20 protein-coding genes are annotated in these 19257 nt (G+C 69.6%); 6 read left to right on the top strand and 14 right to left on the bottom strand.

Annotated elements, in window-relative coordinates; translation table 11 throughout:
- Nucleotides 1-3: 3 nt before the first annotated feature.
- The 6 genes from ACIHFD_RS43855 to ACIHFD_RS43830 are packed head-to-tail and all read right to left on the bottom strand — an operon-like array spanning nucleotide 4 to nucleotide 7822.
- Complete coding sequence (locus tag ACIHFD_RS43855) at nucleotides 4-1236, bottom strand: enolase C-terminal domain-like protein (protein ID WP_397371966.1); 1233 nt, start codon at nucleotides 1234-1236, stop codon at nucleotides 4-6.
- Entirely contained in the window at nucleotides 1233-4208 is a 2976-nt protein-coding gene (locus ACIHFD_RS43850; RefSeq protein WP_397371965.1) for a glycoside hydrolase family 38 C-terminal domain-containing protein, read from the bottom strand. Before ACIHFD_RS43850 ends, ACIHFD_RS43855 begins: the two co-directional genes overlap by 4 nt.
- Nucleotides 4208-5017, bottom strand: coding sequence for a carbohydrate ABC transporter permease (locus ACIHFD_RS43845; RefSeq protein ID WP_363977641.1), 810 nt, complete (start codon nucleotides 5015-5017; stop codon nucleotides 4208-4210). Before ACIHFD_RS43845 ends, ACIHFD_RS43850 begins: the two co-directional genes overlap by 1 nt.
- Entirely contained in the window at nucleotides 5014-5862 is an 849-nt protein-coding gene (locus tag ACIHFD_RS43840) for a carbohydrate ABC transporter permease (protein WP_397371964.1), read from the bottom strand. Before ACIHFD_RS43840 ends, ACIHFD_RS43845 begins: the two co-directional genes overlap by 4 nt.
- On the bottom strand, nucleotides 5859-7106 hold the full coding sequence (locus ACIHFD_RS43835) for an extracellular solute-binding protein (RefSeq protein WP_355193515.1): 1248 nt from the start codon (nucleotides 7104-7106) through the stop codon (nucleotides 5859-5861). The genes ACIHFD_RS43840 and ACIHFD_RS43835 overlap by 4 nt, the downstream gene beginning before the upstream one ends.
- A 20-nt stretch (nucleotides 7107-7126) precedes the next feature.
- Complete coding sequence (locus tag ACIHFD_RS43830; protein ID WP_350723811.1) at nucleotides 7127-7822, bottom strand: FadR/GntR family transcriptional regulator; 696 nt, start codon at nucleotides 7820-7822, stop codon at nucleotides 7127-7129.
- Between the two features lie 47 nt (nucleotides 7823-7869).
- Here ACIHFD_RS43830 and ACIHFD_RS43825 point away from each other — a divergent pair, with 47 nt between their 5' ends.
- Nucleotides 7870-8352, top strand: coding sequence for a hypothetical protein (locus ACIHFD_RS43825; protein ID WP_397371963.1), 483 nt, complete (start codon nucleotides 7870-7872; stop codon nucleotides 8350-8352).
- Complete coding sequence (locus tag ACIHFD_RS43820; protein WP_397371962.1) at nucleotides 8331-9059, top strand: alpha/beta hydrolase; 729 nt, start codon at nucleotides 8331-8333, stop codon at nucleotides 9057-9059. Before ACIHFD_RS43825 ends, ACIHFD_RS43820 begins: the two co-directional genes overlap by 22 nt.
- On the opposite strand, the gene ACIHFD_RS43815 is transcribed toward ACIHFD_RS43820, so the two are convergent.
- The 7 genes from ACIHFD_RS43815 to ACIHFD_RS43785 form a co-directional block, all read right to left on the bottom strand.
- Nucleotides 9034-9558: a DUF305 domain-containing protein gene (locus ACIHFD_RS43815; protein ID WP_397371961.1), complete on the bottom strand. Its 525-nt coding sequence runs from the start codon at nucleotides 9556-9558 to the stop codon at nucleotides 9034-9036. The genes ACIHFD_RS43820 and ACIHFD_RS43815 overlap by 26 nt on opposite strands.
- A 37-nt stretch (nucleotides 9559-9595) precedes the next feature.
- A complete protein-coding gene (locus ACIHFD_RS43810; protein ID WP_350723819.1) occupies nucleotides 9596-10156 on the bottom strand; it encodes a dihydrofolate reductase family protein in 561 nt (186 codons plus the stop codon).
- Between the two features lie 32 nt (nucleotides 10157-10188).
- A complete protein-coding gene (locus ACIHFD_RS43805) occupies nucleotides 10189-11133 on the bottom strand; it encodes a phosphotransferase family protein (protein WP_397371960.1) in 945 nt (314 codons plus the stop codon).
- Between the two features lie 31 nt (nucleotides 11134-11164).
- On the bottom strand, nucleotides 11165-12292 hold the full coding sequence (locus tag ACIHFD_RS43800; RefSeq protein ID WP_397371959.1) for a WD40 repeat domain-containing protein: 1128 nt from the start codon (nucleotides 12290-12292) through the stop codon (nucleotides 11165-11167).
- A gap of 53 nt (nucleotides 12293-12345) precedes the next feature.
- A complete protein-coding gene (locus tag ACIHFD_RS43795; protein WP_397371958.1) occupies nucleotides 12346-12972 on the bottom strand; it encodes a class I SAM-dependent methyltransferase in 627 nt (208 codons plus the stop codon).
- Between the two features lie 151 nt (nucleotides 12973-13123).
- Nucleotides 13124-13759, bottom strand: coding sequence for a response regulator (locus ACIHFD_RS43790; RefSeq protein WP_397371957.1), 636 nt, complete (start codon nucleotides 13757-13759; stop codon nucleotides 13124-13126).
- 160 nt (nucleotides 13760-13919) lie between these two features.
- Nucleotides 13920-15020: a sensor histidine kinase gene (locus tag ACIHFD_RS43785; protein ID WP_397371956.1), complete on the bottom strand. Its 1101-nt coding sequence runs from the start codon at nucleotides 15018-15020 to the stop codon at nucleotides 13920-13922.
- 367 nt (nucleotides 15021-15387) lie between these two features.
- Here ACIHFD_RS43785 and ACIHFD_RS43780 point away from each other — a divergent pair, with 367 nt between their 5' ends.
- On the top strand, nucleotides 15388-16377 hold the full coding sequence (locus tag ACIHFD_RS43780) for a hypothetical protein (protein WP_397371955.1): 990 nt from the start codon (nucleotides 15388-15390) through the stop codon (nucleotides 16375-16377).
- A 184-nt stretch (nucleotides 16378-16561) separates the two neighbouring features.
- A complete protein-coding gene (locus ACIHFD_RS43775; protein ID WP_397371954.1) occupies nucleotides 16562-17251 on the top strand; it encodes a DUF4328 domain-containing protein in 690 nt (229 codons plus the stop codon).
- A gap of 353 nt (nucleotides 17252-17604) precedes the next feature.
- Here ACIHFD_RS43775 and ACIHFD_RS43770 read toward each other — a convergent pair whose 3' ends face one another.
- Nucleotides 17605-18063: an ArsI/CadI family heavy metal resistance metalloenzyme gene (locus ACIHFD_RS43770; protein ID WP_397371953.1), complete on the bottom strand. Its 459-nt coding sequence runs from the start codon at nucleotides 18061-18063 to the stop codon at nucleotides 17605-17607.
- Between the two features lie 83 nt (nucleotides 18064-18146).
- On the opposite strand from ACIHFD_RS43770, the gene ACIHFD_RS43765 reads away from it, so the two are divergent.
- Together ACIHFD_RS43765 and ACIHFD_RS43760 are read left to right on the top strand one after the other, a co-directional pair.
- Nucleotides 18147-18530 carry an ArsR/SmtB family transcription factor gene (locus ACIHFD_RS43765; protein ID WP_397371952.1) on the top strand — a complete coding sequence of 128 codons (384 nt, stop codon included), beginning with the start codon at nucleotides 18147-18149 and terminating at the stop codon, nucleotides 18528-18530.
- Nucleotides 18527-19249 (top strand): MIP/aquaporin family protein, encoded by a 723-nt coding sequence (locus ACIHFD_RS43760; RefSeq protein ID WP_355193494.1) that lies wholly within the window; start codon nucleotides 18527-18529, stop codon nucleotides 19247-19249. The genes ACIHFD_RS43765 and ACIHFD_RS43760 overlap by 4 nt, the downstream gene beginning before the upstream one ends.
- Nucleotides 19250-19257 lie beyond the last annotated feature (8 nt).

Genomic DNA, 19257 nt, shown 5'->3' with positions numbered 1-19257 from the left:
CAATTATGGAGCTATATCGAGGGACACGGTGGGGTCGGCGAACCGTTCGTTCGGCACCGTGGCGTACCAGCCGGGCCGCCCGGGGTCCCGGTCGTACGGATAGCCGCCCGTCTCCCGGTAGAACTCGGCGTACTGGGCGACCCGCTCGGGATCCAGGCGCACCCCCAGCCCGGGGCCGGACGGCACCGCGATGGCGCCCTCCGAGTACGCCAGCTTCCCACCCTCGATCACGTCGTCCCTGAGCTGGTGGTAGTGCGCGTCGGCGGCGTAGGTGAGGTTCGGCAGCACGGCGCCGAGGTGCAGCATGGTCGCCAGCTGGATGCCCAGCTCGCCGGAGGAGTGCACGGCCACCCCGAGCTGGAACGTCTCGCACACCCCCGCCGCCTTCACGCACGGCCTGATGCCGCCCCAGAACGTCGTGTCCAGCAGCACCACGTCGGCGGCCCTGCGCATGACGTTGGAGGCGAGCTGCTCGAAGTTGACGACGACGGTGTTCGTCGCCAGCGGCACCCTGACCTGCTCGCGGATGGCCCTGAGCCCTTCGAGCCCCCAGACCGGGTCCTCCAGGTAGTCGTTGTTCAGCCCCTCGATGGCCCGGCCGAAGCGCAGCCCCTCGGCCACCGACAGCACGGCGTTCGGGTCGTACCTGAGCCGGTCGTCGGGGAACGCCTCGGCCAGCGCCCGGTAGCACTCCAGCTCGTGGTCCGGCGGGAACACGCCGCCCTTGAGCTTGTGCACGGTGAACCCGTGGTCGGCCTTGAGCTGCTTGGTGTGCTCGACGAGCTGGTCGGGCGTGCGGATCTCGCCGTACCCCTTGGCCGCGTACCGGAAGAACAGGTACGAGGCGAACGGCACGGCGTCGCGGATCCGCCCGCCGAGCAGGTCGTGCGCGGGCACGCCCAGGTGCTGCCCGATGAGGTCGATGCAGGCGAACTCGATGGCCGCGAGGAGCTGCGTCCTGTTGTTGTAGAGCGAGGCCGTCGGGTTGGCGATCTTGAAGCGCAGCGCCTCCAGCTGGAAGGGATCATGGTCCTTCAGGTACGGCACGAGCGCCCGGAACGCCGCTTCCGCGCTCTCGCCCCCGCCGCCCATCTCGCCCAGCCCGACCAGCCCGTTGTCGGCCTCGACCTCGACGATCGTGCGCACGAACCGGCCCCAGTGGGCGCCATTGCTGTGCCGCAGCGGCGCCTCCAGCGGGACCGCGACCGTCGTGGCCCTGATGTCAACGATCTTCACGAACACGTCCCCCAAACAACGGCCACCCCGCACGCGGGCAGCCGTACCTTGACCGTCTCGTCCACGACATCGAGCCCGCGGGCCGAGCGCAGGCCCGGCAGGCCCACCGTCACCTCGACCGGCTCGGCGGCCAGCGACTGCAGCCGCACCACGCGCTCCTCACCCGCCCGACCGAGGGACGTGACGAGCACGTCGGGGTGGTCGACGGACACGTAGGTCTCGGTGACGTCGGGGCTGTCGGTGACGAGCGCGCCGACGAACGGCTCGGTCAGCCCGGAGGCCGCTGCCGCGCCGAGCCGCCGGCCCCGGGCTCCGGCCTCCGAGGTCACGGCGTAGCGGAACGTGGTCTCACCCTGCTGCTGGGCCGGGAAGTTGGTGTCCCAGATGTTGTTGAGCGCCCACGAATAGACCGTGCCGTCCTCCTGGTCGAGGGTCGGCGGGAACGGCGCGTACGGCATGTGGATGGTGCCGAGCTGCACCAGCGGCGCTTCCAGCGTGGCCCAGGCGACGGTCAGCTCGGGGTCCTCGAAAGCGATCCAGTGCCTGATCGGCAGCATGTACTCGGCCGAGCCGGGCACGCGCGGCACGCCAGGACCGCCGACGCCGCCGGTCAGCTCCCAGGCGGTGGCCGGCCCGGTGGCGAACGGGAAGGCCAGGAAGACGGCCTCCTTGGCCGGGGTGCCCTGCTTGGCGAGCTGGTAGGTCAGGTCGACCCTGGGCACGCCGGCGTGCAGCTCGATCGTCGTGCGGATCCAGTCGACGCCCTTGCCGTGCAGCTCGACGACCAGCTTCTCGCCGACGGCCGTGCGCTGGACCTTGGTGATCGTGGCGCCCTTGCCGATGGCGCGGTCGCCGAGGAGCGTGCGGTCGTGCGCTCCGACGTGTCCCGACAAATGGTTGAAATGCGGGGCGGTGGCGTACTGGTCGTAGACGTACTGGCCGAAACCGGCCGCCGCGTCGCCGTTGACCAGCTCGCGGCCGGCCCGCTTGTCGAAGATCGAGCCGACGTAGCCCTCGCGGACGTCGTAGGCCACGCGGTAGAACTCGTTCTCGATCACCCCGCTCAGGTCCAGCTCGACCGGCTCGGGGGCCTGGTTCACGCCGGGCACGACGTCGAGGCGGGCGTAGCTGTAGCCGGGCACGCCGGGGACGACCGCGTGGACGTGCCGCCCGATGGGCCGGGTCGGCCAGTCGTCCGGGTGCACCAGCTCCTCGTGGTGCGGGAGCGTCTCCCCGGTCCGCGAGTCCACCAGCGCGATCGGCACGTCCACGCCCACCACGTCCCTCGGCAGGAACGCGCGGACCACGTCGGTCCGCGTCCACGTGCCGGGGTTGAAGACGGCGAACGAGGCCAGCGCGCCGCCCTCGGTGCCCGCCTCCGACAGCGCGGCGCCGAACCTGCGGACCGCGGCGTGCAGCAGGTCGGCCGCGTCGTCCTGGGCGTCGTAGGCGCCGGACGACTTGCGCGTCCACTGCAGGCCGCCCGAGTCGCCCGCCTCCTCGGCGTCCTCCCACGGGTTGGCCGCGCCCCAGGTGTGCTCGTTGAACAGGGCGACCTTGTCGTAGGCCGCGTCCACCTGCTCGGTCGCGTCCACCCCGGCCAGCGTGTGCAGCGTCTCGGCGACCCGCAGGGCCGACTGCGCCCGGCGCACGTAGCCGAGCGGGCGCGCGCCCGAGCCGAGCCCGTCGGCCCACCAGTCGGTCCAGTCGCCCTCGTGCACGGCCAGCCGGTCGTGGTAGCGCTCCTCGACGTGCTCGAAGAAGTCGCTGTTCACGGCCGAGCGCAGGCGCGGGTAGGCCCACTCCTCGTTCCACCGGCGCGCGATCGACGCGGGCACGATCGACGGCCCCGCGTTGTCGGCGTGCGCTCCCTGCACCCGCAGGTGCAGCACGTCCAGCTCGTACGGCTCCTTCGGCGCGTCCGGCCCCTGCCAGCCGAACGTCCCCGGCCCGTACGGGTAGCCGCGCGTGGCCAGCGCCGACAGGTAACGCGGCAGCAGGTCGTCGGCCAGCTCGTAGGAGTCGGTCAGCCCGACCGTGTTGCCCTCCATGTACGCCATGCCGTGCGGCGTGTCCGTGAACCAGACGATGATCTCGTTGCCGCTCGGCGCCCGCCAGCGGAACGGCCTGGTCAGCTTGTCGCCGCCGTGCAGGTAGGGCACGGAGCGACCGGCCCAGTTGTGCGCCGCGGCCAGGTAACGCACGCCGTGCGAGTGCAGCGCGTCCACCAGGCCGACGACCGCGCCCGGCACGTCGGTGTGCATGGCGGACTTGGTGGCGAAGCCGTACTTCTGCTCCAGCTGGGTGGTGAAGCGGAGCTGGCGGTGCAGCTCCTCGGTCGAGCACGCCTCCGTGTGGAGCTGGAACGGCAGCGCGGTCACCTCGATCACGCCCTCGCGGGCCTTCTGCGCGAAGGACTCCACCATCTCGGCGGGCCGCGCGGCCAGCCACTTCAGCGCCGGCATCGACGACTCGACCGACCAGCGGAACTTCGCGTCGTCCGGCCAGGACGCGGTCTCCTCGGCCAGCCGCAGCGCCGCGTCCAGGTAGTCGAGGTGGTGGCGGAGCACGGTCCCCTGCGGGTCGGTGTAGCCGATGTCCAGGTGCGAGTGGTGGACGACGAACACGCTCCACTTGCGCTGCGGGGTCACCGTGACCTGCGCGGTGCCGACCACCCCCGCGTCGTCGCGGCACTCCAGCGTGAACGCGCGCGGCGCGTCCACCTCGGGCACCAGCAGCGTCACGTCGCTGCCCGACGCGCTGTCCACGCCCACCAGCACGTGGGTCAGCGGCTCGGTGCTCGACACCCTGACCGCCTGCCGGCCGTCATGGGTGAACAGCGGCAGCACCGCGACCCGAACCTCCAGCCCGCGCACGCTGATCACCGGTGTCGAGGTGTCATCGCGCAGCGCCTGCCTGATCCCGTCATAGTCGGGACTGCCCAGGCTCCGCTGGAGCAACCGGCTCGTCATCAAACACTCCCTAGAGACAGGCCCCTGGCGAAGAGGCGCTGGGTGGCGAGGAACAGCACGACGGTCGGCAGCGAGACCACAAGGCCCGCGGCCAGGCCGACGGGCACGGGCGTCCCGGCGTACACGTCGGTCATGAGGCCGGCGATGGCGGTCATCACCGGCCGCACGTCCTCGGTCTGGGACAGGGTCAGACCGAAGATGAGGTCGTTCCAGACGAAGGTGAACTCCAGGATGAACACCGCCGTCAGCGCGCTGAGCGAGATCGGCAGGTAGATGCCCCAGAAGATGCGCCAGGTGGAGGCGCCGTCCATCCTGGCCGCTTCGAAGATCGAGAACGCTACGCCAGTGTAGAAGTTGCGCAGCACGAAGGCGGCCAGCGGCACGCTGATCGCCGTGTAGATGAGGATCATGCCGAGGCGGCTGTCGTACAGGCCGGCGTCGCTGTAGCCGACGAACAGCGGCACCAGCAGCATCTGCGAGGGGAAGACCGTGCCGCCGAAGATCAGGATGAACCAGAAGAACCCGTGCCGGAGCCGCAGCACCACGATCGTGTACCCGGCCAGCGCCCCGATGAGCACGCCGAGCAGCGGCGAGACGACGGCGTAGAGCGCGGTGCTGGCCAGGCTCTGCGTCAGGTTGGCGCTGTCGAGCGCCCGCGCGAAGTTCTCGAACAGCGCGAAGTCGGACGAGGGTGCCCACGCCCGGCCCGGATCGTACGAGGCGGCCGGACGCGAGGCGTTCACGAGCAGCAGGTACGTCGGCCCGAGCCAGACCAGCCCGAGCACGACCAGGACGGCACGCCGGATCACTGGGACACCTGCCGCTTGAGATAGAGGTAGGAAGCCAGCCCCGTGACGACGGTCAGCATCACCGCCACGGCCGAGCCGTAACCGTAGTCGCTGGCCACGAACGTCTCCTTGTACATGGTCACCGCCAGCGTCTCCGAGTTGCGCCCCGGCCCGCCCTGCGTCAGCACCCACACGATGTCGAACGTCTTCAGGCTGGCCACCAGCGCGAGCCCGACCACGACCGCGGTCAGCGGCCTCATGAGCGGCCAGATGACGTACCTGAACAGCCGCCACCCGCCGGCCCCGTCGAGCCGGGCGGCCTCGATCGGCTCCTTCGGGATCGACTGCAGCCCCACCACGAACAGCAGCATGTTGACGCCGAGTTGCTGCCACGTCCAGACCAGCAGCATCGCCAGCGTGTTGACCGGCGCGTCCTGCAGGAACGCGGTGTCCACGCCGAGCAGCTTGTTGGCGATGCCGTCGTGCGACAGGATCGGGCTCCACACCATGGCCAGGCCGGCGCCGCTCAGCGCGTACGGCAGCAGGAACGGCACCCGGAACCACACGCCGCCCTTGATGTCGTACGACAGCACCGCGACCAGCAGGCCGAGCCCGACGGGCAGCACCATGGTGCCGATGACCCAGAGCAGCGTGTTGCGGATCGAGGTGAGCAGGGCCGGGTCGTCGAGCAGCTTGCCGAAGTTGTGCGCGCCGATCCACTGGGCCGGCTCCAGGCCGTCATAGCGGGTGAAGCTGAGGTAGGCCGTCCACAGGAACGGCGCGTAGAGCAGCCCCGCGACCAGCAGGACCGCGGGCGCCACATAGCCGTACCCGAACCGCCCGAGTATGGGAGCCCTTGTGCTCACTGATGGGTGCTCCAGTACTCATCAGCGGCCTTCTGGATGGTCTCCAGGACCTCCTTGTAGCTGCCGGGCTCCGTCACGAACTTGCCGAACCCGTCCAGCGCGGCCGTCAGGACCGGCGGCGGCGTGGCCTCGAAGTACCGGTTGACCAGGCGGTACTGGCCGCTGCCCGCGTCCTTCGTGACGGTGCCGAGCGCCTTGTCCGAGATGCTCACCTTGGGGTTGGCGCTCACGTCTCCCCTGCTGCTCGCCCACTTCTCCTGCGCCTCCGACGTGGTCCACCACTTGAGGTACTTCTGGTTGGCGGCGGGGTCGGCGCCCTTGGTCAGTGAGCAGAGCGGGCCGCTCTCGAAGATCATCGAGGTCTTGGGCAGCGAGGGGTTGACGTTGGGGATGACGAAAAAGTCGTAGTCCTCGCCGGCCTTCATGTTGCGCTGGGTCATGCTGGTGTTGAACCAGGTGCCGAAGGAGACCATCGCCGCCTTGCCGTTCTTCAGCACGTCACCCGGGTCCGTTTTATCGCCAGGGTTGATGAAATATCCGGCGTCGATGAGGGACTTCCACTTCTCCATCACCTGGACCACGCCCGGGTCGGTGTACTTGGCCTTGCCCGTGGACAGGCGGTCGTACAGGTCGGGGTCGGAGCCGGCCATGAGCTGCTCGAACCAGACGAAGGAGAACAGCACGCTGGTGTGGTAGAAGGCCTTGACGCCGTTCTTCTTCAGCGTGTCGGCCACCTTGACCAGGTCGTCCCACGTCTTCGGCGCGGTGAGCCCGTACTTGTCGAAGATCTTTTTGTTGTAGAACATGCCCCAGTACGCGACGTTCATCGGCACGCAGTACTGCTTGCCGTCGATCGTGTAGTACGGCGCGAGGTCCTTCGACAGGTCGCCGGCCTGGATCGCCTGCTGCCAGATGTCCGTGGTGTCGGCCACCTGCTTCTGCTTGACGATCTCTTCGAGCATCCCCCCGGTCTGCCAGGTGAACAGGTCAGGCTTGACGTTCGTGCGGAACGACGCCTTGATGAACGCCTGGTATTGGGCCGAGTCCGTGTATCCCGTCGGCTTCATGCCCAGGCCGATGCTCTGCTTGGACAGGGCGCCCATCTGGTCGAAGTACTTCGTCCAGGCGCCCTTGTCGTTGTACAGGGTCAGCTCGCTCTTCTTCTGCGTCTCGGCGCCGTTTCCGCCGCAGGCGGTCAGGACGAGCGCCGCCACGCCGAGCGTGACCACACGTGACCGGAACATGGACCGGCCTCCTTGTTTCTTCAGGGGGATTGCAACCTGTGCTCTATAACCGTCTTGACGTCCACCAGGTGGGCCCGCATGCGCTCCTCGGCCTGCGCCGCGTCGCGTGCTTCGATGGCCTCCAGGATCGCCAGGTGCTCGTCGTAGTCGCGGCGCCGGTCGTCGAAGATCTGCAGGATCTCCTGCTGCTCGGGTCCGTGGACGGTGAGCAGCGAGTCGACGACCTCGTGCAGCACGCTGTTGCCGGCCAGCCGGGCCGTCGCCCGGTGGAAGGACATGTTCGCGTCGTGCAGGAGGGCGTCGTGGCCGCGCAGGTGCCTGCCCGCCTCTTCGAGCACCCGCTTGAGCGGGGCCAGCTCCTCGGAGTCCGCGTTGTGCGCGGCCATCGCGGCGAGCGGCGGCTCGATCACGATCCGCGCGCCGAGCAGCTCCAGGAGCTGGGCGGCGTGCATCTCGCGCATGTTGGGGTTGGGCAGGACGACCCGCTCGATGTCGGTTCCGACGTAGATGCCGGAGCCGTGCCGCATCTCGATGGCCCCGGTGGCCTCGAGCCTGCGCAGCGCCTCGCGCAGTGTCGGGGTGGTGACGGCGAAACGCTGGGAGAGCTCCCTGGTCGAGGGCAGCCTGTCGCCTGGCCGATGCCCTCCCGTACGGATGAGCTCCAGCATGCGCTCGGTCAGAGCGTCGGACAGCGTCGGCCGCGTTACCTCGGACATATCAAGTGATCTAATCACTTATTCGTGTGGGCGTCTATGATTTCGTCATGAGACGTGTGCTGGCGTGGATCGCGGCCGTCTTGGCGGTCCTGGCGCTGGTGGGGCTGGGTGGCGCGGGCTGGTATTACTCCGGGCTGGTGATCGACCCCTCGCACGAGGGATCGTACCCGCTGGAGGTGGTGGCCTTCGACGGCTCGAAGGTCACGCTGAAGGGCGGCTCCGACACCGCGGCGCCCGGCACGTACGGGCTGACCTGGCGCGACGGCAACGCCACGCTGGGGCCGGTGGTCTCCGTCGCCGGCTCCACGGTCGTCAGGGAGGTGACCCGCGTGCGGCGGGGCACGCTCGCGCCGGGCGTCCACGCGTGTTTGATGGTCGCACTCCCGACGGGCCTTCGCTGGTTACGCGGAGCTGCCGCTCTCAGGCCCTGCTCGTTGCTCCGGCCTTCGACCGCTGGATCTGGGGTCACGAGGACCCGCGCTCGGCGCTCGGCCTGCCGTACGAGAGGGTGTCGATCCGCGGCGAGTTAGGCGACTTCCCCGCCTGGCGGACCCCCGGCACCTCCAAGACCTGGGTGATCGCCGTGCACGGCCGCAACGCGAACGCCTCCGAGACCCTGCGCTTCCTGCCCGTCCTCCACTCCCTGGGGATCCCGGTGCTGGCGATCAGCTACCGCAACGACGAGGGCGCGCCGGCGAGCGAGGACGGCAAGTTCCACCTCGGCGCCACCGAGTGGCGCGAGGTCGCCGCGGCCATCTCGTACGCCCGCGGCCAGGGGGCGACCGGAGTGGTGCTGTACGGGTTCTCGATGGGCGGGGGCATCGCCCCGATGGCGGCCAGGATGTTACCCGGCGAGCCGATCAAGGGCCTGATCCTGGACAGCCCGGTCATGGACTGGAACGCGCCCATCGACCTGGGGGCGCGGCAGCGGGGGGTGCCGGGCTGGCTGGCCTCGGTGGGCAAGTTCGTGGTGGAGCGGCGTACGGGGATCTCGCTCGACGACCTCGACCACGTGCGGCACGCGAAGGAGTTCAGGCAGCCGATCCTGCTCTTCGTGGACGACGACGACACCAGCGTGCCCGTCGAGCCCTCGCTGCGGTTCGCGAAGCTCAGGCCGGACCTGGTGACGCTCGTACGCACGAAGGGCGGCGGCCACGTGGGCTCCTGGAACGTCGACCGGGCCCGCTACGAGCGGGCCCTCCGGGACTTCCTCACCGCTTCAGCAGCTTCATCATGATCTCGATCTGCCCCTTGCGCGAGGTCCGCACCTGCCCCGCCCACTGCTGAACGGCCGGATTGGCCCCGCCCGCCACCTCGGCGGCGGCCAGCTGCACGGCGTCGTCCTGATGCGCGACGAGCAGGTTGAGCAGGTCGTGCTCGAAGCTCTTGGACTTCCGCAGCGCCTGGATCCGCTTGACGTCGGTCTCGGGCATGCCTCCGTGATGATCGTGCGCACCGCTCGGGGGCGTGAGCGGCTGGTCCCAGGAGTGCAGCCAGCGCAGCATCCGCTCGACCTCGCTCTGCTGCGTGCTGGCGATGGCCGCGACCAGCGTCCTGAGCTCCGGCGTGGTGGCGCGCTCCGCCCCCACCTTGGCGATCTCGATGCCCTGCCGGTGGTGCGGCACCATCATCTGCACGAACATCACGTCCTCGGCGTTGACCGGGGCCTCCTGGGTCCGGGCCGGGCCGCAGGCCGTGATCAGCAGCAGGGCCGCCAAGGCGGGCAGCGCGCGCATAATCGATAGGAAACCTTCCTAAGGGTTTCCTGTCAGGCTACGTGACTTCGTAGCGAAGGTAAACGATCCCCGAGGGGAACGCCCGGGTTTCCAGCAGCCGGGTCCTGATGGAGGCGTCGAGCTGGGGGAAGAACGGCTTGCCCGCGCCCAGCACGAGCGGGTGGACGAAGATGCGGAACTCGTCCACCAGCCCGAGCCGCAGCACGCTCCACGCCAGCGTGGCCCCGCCCAGGTCGAGGTCGCCGCCGTCCTGCCGCTTGAGCCTGGTCACCTCCTCCTCGAGGTCGCCGGTGACGAGCGTGCTGTTCCAGCCGACCTGGTCGAGGGTCTTGGAGAAGACGTACTTGGGCATGGCCCGCCAGATCCTGGCGAAGTCGACCTCGAGCGCGTGGGCGTCGGGGCTCTGGTCGGCGGTGGGCCAGTAGGCGGACATGTTCTCGTAGAGGCGCCGGCCGTACAGGGATCCACCCATTTCGCGGGACATGTCGTTGATGAACGCGTGGACCTCCTCGTCGGGCGCGGACCAGCCGATGTCGCCGTTCGGGGACTCCACGTAGCCGTCGAGGGAGATCAGCATCGAGTAGATGATTTTCCGCATGCCCTTAAGACTGCTCCGGCCCGCGGAACTCATCACCTTCTCGTGAGGAACTCCAGCGCCTCCCCGCTGTGGAACTTCGAGATCCCCAGCATGAACTCCCGGTCCGGGAAATCGCCGTCGAGCAGCCGGAGCGGCCCCGCGGTGAGCGACAGATGCTGGGCCAGCTCGTAGAGCCTCATCCGGCCCTCGTCCAGCCCGTCGACGCGCAGCCGTTCGTAGTGCTCATGGAACCGGATCCGCAGGAAGACGTGCTCCCATTCGACGTCGAAGAACATCGTGCCTTCGATGTCGATCAGCACCGGCGCGTCGTGGTCGTCCACCAGCACATGGTCGGGCCCGAGCTCCCCGTGGATGAGCCCGTGATCCGCCCGCGGCCGCACGCCCGCGGCCATCTCCCGCAGCGCGCTCTCGAACTCCTCCCGGACCGCGCCGATCCGCCCGACCCGGACGGCCGCCTCGTCCAGGTCCCGCAGCGCGTGCTCGAGCACGACCTCGACCGCTGACTGCCGCCGGGTCCCCTCGATCTTCCCCACCCACGGAGCCCGCTCCCGCCCCATGGCCTCAAGGCTCTCCGCCAGCCGATCCATCACCCGGCCCGCCCGCTCCTGGTCGTCGCGCAGCAACGCCTCCAGCGTCCCTCCGCGTACGTCCTCGACCACCACGACGTCGCCCGGCCGGTCCACCAGGTAGACCTTGGGCACCCGCACCCCGAGGCCGCTCAACCGCCCATGGGCGACCTCGAAGAACCGCAGCCCGGACGCATGGCCGAACGGGGTCTCCGCGTCGGCGTTCGCCGCGGCGGGCCAGAAGTCCTCCTCCTGGGACCAGACGTAGACGATCGCGCCGGGCCCGTCGTCGTCGAACGAGAGCCGATAAACGCCCTTCTTGCTCCCGCCCCTGAGCCGCTCGACCCCTGCCGGCCGGCGCCTCTTCCCGAAGGCCGCACGCGCGACCTCGGCGAACCGCTGACCATCCATCACATGCCCTTCATCGCTGTGCCGTGGATCCTCAAGCGCCCAGACTCCACACCCGGATGGTCTTGTCGAGGCCGCTCGAAATGGCGACAGGGGTGCCGTCGCTGCGTTTCCCGATCGCCAGCGCGAATATCGCGCGAGTGTGCCCGGTGAAAGGTCCGCCGATGCGATCTCCCGTGTCCAGGTCCCACACCGACAGGCTCCCGTCGCCATCGCCGGAAACGATGACCGGGGAACCATCGCTTTGCTGCCCGACCGCGACCTCCATGGTGGTTTCGCTCCGGGCGGTGATGGATTCGCCGATGGGCTTGCCGGTGTCCAGGTTCCAGATCCGGATCGAGCTCTTGGGGGTGCCGCCTTCCTCGGCGGGGCCTGGCGGGATTTCACTGGTGACGGCCACCGGAGTGCCGTCTCCGCGCTTGCCTACGGCGAGCCCTTCCACCAGGCAGATGCCACATCGGCTGAGAGATTTGCTGAGGGGCTTGCCCGTGTTCGTGTTCCAGATGCGCGCCCTGCCGTTGGTCGCGCCCGTGACGAACACAGGGGTGCCGTCGCTGCGATTACCGGTCACCAGTTGGGTGACCGTGAACGCGAAGGGATTGACGGACGGCTTGCCGACGAGTTTTCCCGTGTCCAGGTTCCAGATTTCGACGTCCCTGGTCAGGGCGTCACCGCTGGAGATGATGACCGGGGTGCCATCGCTGCGCCTGCCGGTCGTCACCGCCCAGACAAGCCCGTTCCGGGCCTTGAGGGGCTTGCCGATCGGCTTGCCGGTGTCCAGGTTCCAGATCCGTATGTCATCGGCGGCAGCGGAGACGATGACCGGGGTCCCGTCGCTGCGTTTGCCGACGGCGACATCGTAGATCTCACCCTTGTGGCCCTTGAGGGGCTTGCCGAGGGCCTTTCCGGTGTCCAAGTCCCAGATCCGCACGGTCTTGTCGTAGCCGGCGGAGACGATGACCGGAGTGCCGTCGCTGCGCTTGCCCACCGCCACCGCCTCCACCTGGGCTGTGTGCCCTTTGATGGGCTTGCCGACGGGCGTGCCTAGGGGAGGGATATCGGCCCGCGACGAGGCCACGACAGCCGTACTGACCTGCTTGCTGGACGCGAAGTCGCTTCCCACTGCCGGATCAGACAATCCGACGATCATCAACGCGCCCATTACGATCGCTCTGGCCGACACCCTGCGGATTCCCCTCATAGTCCTAAAGCTGGTCATCCAGATCGCCGCAACGCCAGCGACTGGAACCGGAGTTCGTCAGATCCCACGATGTGGAAATCCACCACCTCGAAAGTCTTGCGTGCGTACTCCTGGAGCTGCTCATCGCTGCGGAAAGAGAAGAACCGAGGAGGATGGTGATCGTCCCCTTCGAAGGGACCCTCACCCGTCACGCTGCCTCCGCCGTACACGCCGAGAAAGAAGAGGCCACCGGGCCGCATCAGCGTGTGGATCGTATCCAGTACCGCCGGAAGGTCGCTGTTGGGCACATGCAGCAAGCAGTTCAGCGCGTACACCGCGTCGAACGAACACGGTGCGAAATCGAGGCTCAGAAAGTCCATGACATGCGCTTCAATGCCCTTCTCCCGGCAGCGGGCCACCATGGCAGGCGACAGATCGACGGCCACGACTTCCAGGCCGTTTTCCTGAAAGTACGCGCTGTCCTGGCCCGTTCCGGCGCCGACCTCCAGCAGTCGCCCGCGACGGTCGCCCTGCAGACGGCTCAGGAACGCCTCCCGCTCCGCCAGCTTCCACGGGGCCTTGCCGCTGACCTCACGTCGCTCGGCGCCACCGTCATATGCCGTTCGGAGGGGGCCGATCACGTCGTCGTAGCGCACGCTCATCGCGCCATGATGCCCTACGAAGGATCTTCGACAACAGGCACCCGTCGGCCTGGAGCCGCCTTGGGGACGGCAAGACCTGCGACCGCCAGGGATGCGGCTCAGCGCGGCTTCGCCGGACGGCGGCACGAGGCCGGAGCCGGCCGGCGCTGTCCTATGAGGCGTCGTGGACGACCAGGGCCAGCTGAACGCGATTGTCCAGGCCCGCCTTGGTGAGGATGCGGGAGATGTAGCCCTTGACCGTGCCCACGCTCATGTGCAGCTCGCCGGCGATGACGGCGTTGGTCTTGCCCTGCCCGACCGCGAGCGCCACCTCCCGTTCGCGCTCGCTGAGTGCCGACAGCACCCGCCGGGCGTCGGCCCGCCGCCGGTTGTCCTCCTCGGGCACCAGGTGGGCGATCAACCGCCGGGTGACGCTCGGCGACAGGCTGGGCTCACCGGCGGCGACGCGCCGGATCGCCTCGACGATCCCCTCGGGCGGCGTGTCCTTCAGCAGGAACCCGCTGACTCCCGCGCGCAGCGCCCGGAACACGTGCTCGTCGGCGTCGAACGTGGTCAGGATGATGACCTCCGGCGCGTCCTGGCGGGCGCGCAGCCTGCGGGTCGCGTCGATGCCGTCGACGCCGGCCATCCGGATGTCCATCAGCACCACGTCGGGAGAGTACTCGCCGACCGCGGCCTGGACCTGCGCACCGTCGGCCACCGCGCCCACCACCTGAAGGGCGGGCGCGCCCTTGAGCATCAACGTCAGCCCGGTACGGACGAGCGCGTCGTCGTCGACGATGAGCACCCGGATCGCGGCGGACGCACCCCCACCCCCGCCACCGGACGCACTCGCAACCTCACCCCCGGCCGCGCTCGCAGACTCACCCCCGGACGGACCCGCAGCCCCACCCCCGGCCGCACCCGCAGACCCACTCACGGGCGGATCCGTGGACCCGCTCACCGGCTCACTCATGGGGCCGCTCACGTGGCCATGGTAGCCGCGCCGCCAGCCGGAACCCGCCGCCTTCGGTACGTCCCCGCTCCAGGCGTCCGCCCGCCAGCGAAACCCGTTCCTCCAGCCCGGCCAGCCCGGCCCCGCCCCCGGTCGTGGCCAGCTCCGCCGCCTCCCGCCCGGCGGCCAGCGGGTTGCGCACCTCGACCGTCAGCTCCCCACCGGCCGCGCCGGAGACCACGACGGTGACGGGCCGACCGGGCGCGTGCTTGCGCGCGTTGGTCAGCCCCTCCTGCACGACGCGGTACGCCGTGCGCCGCGTCGTCTCCGGCAGGTCGGCGAAGCGTACGTCGTGCTCGTACAGCTCGATGCGCATCCCGGCCCGCCGCGACTCCTCCACCAGCGGCGCGAGTCCGGTCAGCGGGAGCTCGGCCGACGGGCTCTCGCGCAACACGGAGATGACCGCGCGCAGCTCCTGCAAGGCCTGGTGGGCGCTGGTCCGGATCACCCCGGCCGCCTCGGCGACCTCGTCCGGCCTGGCGCCGGCATTGAACTCCAGCGCCCCGGCGTGCACCGCCAGCAGCGACAGCCGGTGGGCGAGCACGTCGTGCATCTCGCGGGCGATGCCGAGGCGTTCGGCGCGGCGGGCCTCCTCCGCGCGCAGCCGCTGGTCGGCCTCGGCGCGGCGGGCCCGTTCCGCCAGTGACGCCAGCAGCTCCCGCCGGGTCCTGGCCAGGATGCCCCAGCCGGTGATCGCCCCGCCGAACAGCACGCCGACCAGCGCCCACACCGGATACGGCGCCAGGCCCGGCGGCCGCCAGGCGAACCTGACCAGCGTCGCCGCCACCCACGCCACCCCCACCGCAACGGCCGCGGGCGGTCGCCGGTACAGCGCCGCGACGAGCGTGGCGATCCCCGCGGCCACCGACGCGGCCGCGGCCGGGACGGACAGCGCGATGACAACCAGCGAGGCGGCCACCGGCCACCGCCGGCACAGCCACAGCCCCACGCACGCCAGAGCCCCGCCGGCCACGTCGGCCCACAGATACCAGCCGGGCATCCCCGGGACCAGATCCCCCCAGACCACCGCCCCGGCCCCGGCCACGGCGAGCACGATGCCACCGGCCCCGACCGCCCAGTCACGCCGCGACCGCCCCGCCCTCGGCCGCCCACCCGCCCCCGATCCCCAGCCACTCCCGCCCTGGCCACCGCTCCCGGCTGCGCGGTCCCGTCCCGAGCCGTCATCGTCTGCGGCTTCTCCATGCCTCCAGGGTTCGCCGTCGCGGCGGCCCCCGTCCTGGCCCTGTGCTGCGAACACAACCGCAGATCGTATCCGCCGGCCTTACGCCTGGTAAGCAACCAAGGTCACCATCGCCGCCCCGCCATGGCAACCAAAGTCACCACCCGGAGGCGACCGAAGAGGCCACGGACCGGCCTGGCGGCAGCAGCGCCCCGCGCCCGCCGCGGGAGACCGTAGGCGCATGGTCACCTCACGAGCACGCGGCCGGTGGGCCGCGCTCCTGCTGGCCGGGCTCACCCCGGTCGTCGCCGAGCTCACGCTCGGCAATCCGCCCCTCCGCCAGGCGTGGCTGCTGCTGCTGTGGGTGCCGATCTACGGCGCCGGCACCGTACTGATCCGCGAGCTGGTACGCCGTACCGGCCGGGGCTGGCTCGCCATCCTGCTGCTCGGGGCGGCATACGGGATCGTGGAGGAAGGGCTGGCGCTGCAGGCGCTCACCAGCCCGACCATCTACGGCGTGGCCGACTGGGCGCCCAGGATTCTCGGTCTCAACAGCGCCTACACCGAGCTGAACATCCCCTACCACGCGGTCTTCAGCGTGGCACTGCCGATCCTGTTGGTGGATCTCATCGTCCCGGATCTCCGCCATCGTCCCTATCTGGGGCGGACCGGGCTGGTCGTGGCGGGGGTGGTGTTCGTGCTGGGCGCCCTGCTGCTGCGGTGGACGACGGCCTTCATCGACCCCGGCTACCAGGCGCCGCCGGCGGTGCTGGCGGCGTTCGTGCTGGCGATCGCGGTGCTCGCGGTGCTCGCGCTGCGGTTCGTCCCCCGCCCGACGGACGTGCCGGCCGCCGCGCCCCGGACGCTTCCCGCGCCGCCGGTCGTCGCGTGCCTCGCCGGGGTGGTGGCGTTCGGATATCTCGCGCTCCTGTTCCCCTTCGGCGGTGCCCAGCACCCGGCCTTCACCCAAGGCGGCTGGGTGGCGGTCCCGATGCTGGCTGCGGCGCTCCTGGCGGTGGTGGCAGCGGTACTGCTGCGCCGATGGACGGCACACGGCGGATGGCACGACCGGCACAGCCTGGCGCTGGCCGGCGGGGCGCTCGTGGCGCACACCGTGTTCGGGGTGATCGCCAACGGCGAGAACACCACCGACCGCCTGTCGCTGGCCGCGCTCGGACTCGTCATGACCGTCCTACTGGCCCTCCTTAGTCGGATCAATCGCCCTGCTTGACCAACCCAGACCGTGGCCGGGTACGTGTGCGCGGTTGTGTCAGCGTGGGAGCGCCGCAGGTTGGTCACGAGAGGATCCCGGATGGGAGATCCGATCCTCTTCCAGATCTTGGGGATACATACTGGTGCACACCTCGATCCCCCCTTCCGAAGGCCTCCAGGTGATGCAGCTCTCTCATGGGCGATTGCGCCCGGTCGGTGGCGTCGCGCTCTTCGCCATCGCGGCCGTGGTGTCCGATTCCCTCGTCGGGGTCGCCACAGCGGGGATCAACCTCTGGTATGCGTCGCTCGTGGATCGTATGAGCAGTGATTTCGAATCCGTCTCCGAGGCGGCGATGCGAACGGGGGAGCTGCTCCTCCGAGGGTGCGGGGTCGCGCGATTCTTCATCTTCCTCGTGGCCGTGGCCGGGTTCCTGGCCTGGTTGTTCCGCGTCAGAACCAACGCCGTGAGCCTCTCGCCGAACGGTCACCGGCACAGCAGGGCCTGGGTGATCGCCGGGTGGGTGATGCCGATCAGCTGGTTCTGGATTCCCAAGCAGATCGTGGACGACATCTGGCGCGCCTCCACGCCCCCAGGCTCTGCCAAGGGGCTGATCAACGCCTGGTGGGCGGCCTGGCTTGCCGCCTGGGCGATGACGAAGGCGACCTGGGGCCTGCTCCACTTCTCCATCAACCTGGAGGGAATCGCCTTCGCCCTGCGCTTGGAGGTGGTCGGCCTCGGGCTGATGCTGATCGCGGCCGTTCTGGCGATCGGCGTCATCCGCAAGATCACCTCGGCCCAGGAGACGCTCCGCTCAACGCCTCCAGCCAACCCCGCGCCAAGCGAGCCGCCTCCGGCACCCGGCGGCGCACCCGAGCCGGCCGCGGCGTCATAGGGCATCGCGCCAGTACGACGTCTCCGGGTCATGTCCACGGACGCGGTACATGAACCGACGATCTCCCGGCGGCCGTCGGCGTTGATGATGCGGCCGCCCTTGCGCACCTTCTGGGTCAGCGCGTCCAGCAGACGAAAGTGACCTTGCTGCTGGGGAACCCCAATGCCTGGAGCCGAGTCCGTGGACGTCCATGATCGAACGCCTTCGTTGTCACCCGGTCGGGCCGGCAAGACCTTCGAGCGCCAGGCACAAAGATGCAGCTCAGAATGCCCAGCTTCTCAGAAGAGCGCGCCTACAGGGATGGCCTGCAAGCCTGCACGCGCCGGCCACGGCGAGAGAAGAGAAGCCCGTGGTCAGCAGCAGTTGGCCGAGGCGCTGACCGGCTCGGTGGCCTGCTCGCCGGCCGGGGTACAGCAGGCCGAATCGGTTTCCCTGGTCAGCGTGTCGGCGTCGCCCTTGACCACGTACACCTCCCATGGCTCGGCGCCAGGACCATGTACCCAGACCTTGTCCTGGAGGGCGTAGCAGCAGGAGGTGTCGTTCTCCTCGAAGGTGGCGAGCCCGGCGTCCTTGAGCCGCTGGGTGGCGGCGTTGACCTGGGCGGTGTCCTCGACCTCGACGCCGAGGTGGTCCATGCGGGTCGGCTCGCCCTCCTCCCCCTCGATGAGCACCAGCTTCAGCGGGGGTTCGGCGATGGCGAAGTTGGCGTAGCCGGGGCGGCGCTTGGCCGGTTCGGTGCCGAACAGCTTGGAATAGAACGTGATCGAGCTCTCCAGATCGGCAACACGGAGGGCGAGCTGGACGCGAGACATGACGATCTCCCATCGTTGTTTCGACAGATGTCTAAGTAGTGTCGAGTTTGCGCCGCTGCTTAGGAATCTGTCAAATTAGAGATATGTCGAAACAGGAGCTGCCGGTGCTCGCCTCCGAGTGCTGCGCACCGCTGATCGCGGAGCCGATCACTGAAGACGAGGCCGCGGAGATGGCTCGCGTGTTCAAGGCGCTCGGCGACCCGATCCGGTTGCGGCTGCTGTCCCTGATCGGCGCGCAGGAGAGCGGCCGCCAGATCGGCGACGGGGTGTGCGTGTGCGAGTTGACCGTTGCCTTCGAGGTCACCGCGCCGACGATCTCGCATCATCTCAAAGTGCTGCGTGAGGCCGGTCTGATCGACAGTCAGCGGCGCGGCACCTGGGTCTACTACTGGATCATCCCGGCCACGCTGAAGCGCCTGACCGGCGTACTGGCCCTGCCCGAGACGCTTGTCGCGGACGCGCGGTGAACCTGGCGCGCCGGGCGCTTGCCGAGTTCGCCGGCACCGCCGCCCTGGTGGCCGTGGTGGTCGGCTCCGGCATCATGGCAACCGATCTTTCGCGTGACGTCGGCGTACAACTGCTGGCCAACAGCCTGGCCACGGCGGCAGGTCTGGCGGTGCTCATCTTGATCCTCGGACCCGTGTCCGGCGCGCACTTCAATCCGGTCGTCTCCGTGGCTGCCTGGGTACTCACCCGACGCGACGCCGCCCCGGCGATGCGCGGACGGGAAGTGGCGGCCTACCTGCCCGCCCAGGTCACCGGAGCCGTCGCGGGGGCAGTCCTGGCGAACGCCATGTTCGCGCTCCCGGCCGTTCAGATCTCGGCTCATGACCGGTCGGCCCCTCACCTGCTGCTGGGTGAGGTGGTGGCCACCGCGGGGCTCATCGTGGTCGTCTTCGCGTTGGCCCGCCAAGGCCGCGCCGCGCTCGCCCCGGTCACGGTCGGCGGCTACATCGGCGCCGCCTACTGGTTCACCAGCAGTACGAGCTTCGCCAACCCTGCTGTCACCCTGGGCCGGGCCTTCACCGACACCTTCGCCGGGATCGCCCCTGCTTCGGTGCCCGCTTTCATCGTCGCCCAGTTGGCCGGAGCCGCGCTCGGTGGCCTACTGCTGGTCGCGCTCTACCCGAACAGCCCGCAGCCCGCTGCGGAGCCCGTCCCCGGCTCCGCCTACCAGCCTCGATAGGAGGAACC

The organism is Nonomuraea sp. NPDC051941 (assembly GCF_044593615.1).
This window is presented reverse-complemented; position numbering and strand designations above follow the sequence as displayed.

Excerpts from the sequence above, each read along its gene's own strand:
- ACIHFD_RS43850 (WP_397371965.1), bottom strand. The coding sequence starts at position 4,208 with ATGACGAGCCGGTTGCTCCAGCGGAGCCTGGGCAGTCCCGACTATGAC.
- ACIHFD_RS43835 (WP_355193515.1), bottom strand. The coding sequence starts at position 7,106 with ATGTTCCGGTCACGTGTGGTCACGCTCGGCGTGGCGGCGCTCGTCCTG.
- ACIHFD_RS43830 (WP_350723811.1), bottom strand. The coding sequence starts at position 7,822 with ATGTCCGAGGTAACGCGGCCGACGCTGTCCGACGCTCTGACCGAGCGC.
- ACIHFD_RS43825 (WP_397371963.1), top strand. The coding sequence starts at position 7,870 with ATGAGACGTGTGCTGGCGTGGATCGCGGCCGTCTTGGCGGTCCTGGCG.
- ACIHFD_RS43815 (WP_397371961.1), bottom strand. The coding sequence starts at position 9,558 with ATGCGCGCGCTGCCCGCCTTGGCGGCCCTGCTGCTGATCACGGCCTGC.
- ACIHFD_RS43810 (WP_350723819.1), bottom strand. The coding sequence starts at position 10,156 with ATGCGGAAAATCATCTACTCGATGCTGATCTCCCTCGACGGCTACGTG.
- ACIHFD_RS43805 (WP_397371960.1), bottom strand. The coding sequence starts at position 11,133 with ATGGATGGTCAGCGGTTCGCCGAGGTCGCGCGTGCGGCCTTCGGGAAG.
- ACIHFD_RS43800 (WP_397371959.1), bottom strand. The coding sequence starts at position 12,292 with ATGGGCGCGTTGATGATCGTCGGATTGTCTGATCCGGCAGTGGGAAGC.
- ACIHFD_RS43795 (WP_397371958.1), bottom strand. The coding sequence starts at position 12,972 with ATGAGCGTGCGCTACGACGACGTGATCGGCCCCCTCCGAACGGCATAT.
- ACIHFD_RS43780 (WP_397371955.1), top strand. The coding sequence starts at position 15,388 with ATGGTCACCTCACGAGCACGCGGCCGGTGGGCCGCGCTCCTGCTGGCC.
- ACIHFD_RS43770 (WP_397371953.1), bottom strand. The coding sequence starts at position 18,063 with ATGTCTCGCGTCCAGCTCGCCCTCCGTGTTGCCGATCTGGAGAGCTCG.
- ACIHFD_RS43765 (WP_397371952.1), top strand. The coding sequence starts at position 18,147 with ATGTCGAAACAGGAGCTGCCGGTGCTCGCCTCCGAGTGCTGCGCACCG.